Here is a 658-nt window from a genome sequence, read left to right as displayed (position 1 = left end):
GCTCAGCTTGTCGATGCAGAATGGGATGACCGGCACAACAGGCGTATAGCAAGACAGATCTTTTATGCCAAGTTCCGCTACAAGGCGGCTGTTGAAGATGTCAATTATGAAGCCTCGCGCAATATTGACCGAAATCTGATGAACAGGCTGGCAGACTGTACCTTTGTCCAGCGGAACGAAAACCTGCTGATCACAGGAAGCACCGGCATTGGCAAGAGCTATATAGCAACCGCGCTGGGCTATCAGGCATCGGGTATTATATGCGAGTACCCCAAAACTCTTTGCCAGACTTAAAATGGCTAAGGCAGATGGAACTTATATCAAGGAAATTGCAAAACTTGAACGGCAGCAGCTGCTTATATTGGATGACTTCGCCATACAGCCCTTCGATGCGCAAAGCAGGGCTGCCTTGATGGAAATTATTGAGGACAGACATGGTAAAACCTCTCTGATCATCACTTCTCAGCTACCGGTTAGCGCCTGGTATGACGTGATAGGTGATAAAACCATTGCCGACGCGATATTGGATCGTATAGTTCATGATGCGCATAGAATGGAAATGAATGGAGAATCCATGAGAAAGAAGCGGTCTGTTCAGCTTGAAAATAAAACCAGAATAGATACGTATTAATTATTACTTTTGATGACATTACTCCTA

General features: G+C 45.3%; 1 pseudogene. It reads left to right on the top strand.

Going from position 1 to position 658, the window contains the following annotated elements:
• Positions 1-45: 45 nt before the first annotated feature.
• Positions 46-631: pseudogene (istB, locus tag B2X72_RS16580) on the top strand (IS21-like element helper ATPase IstB).
• Positions 632-658: the final 27 nt, after the last annotated feature.

The organism is Sphingobacterium sp. UBA7253 (assembly GCF_002472745.1).
In the GTDB taxonomy this organism is placed as follows: domain Bacteria; phylum Bacteroidota; class Bacteroidia; order Sphingobacteriales; family Sphingobacteriaceae; genus Sphingobacterium; species Sphingobacterium siyangense.
This window is presented reverse-complemented; position numbering and strand designations above follow the sequence as displayed.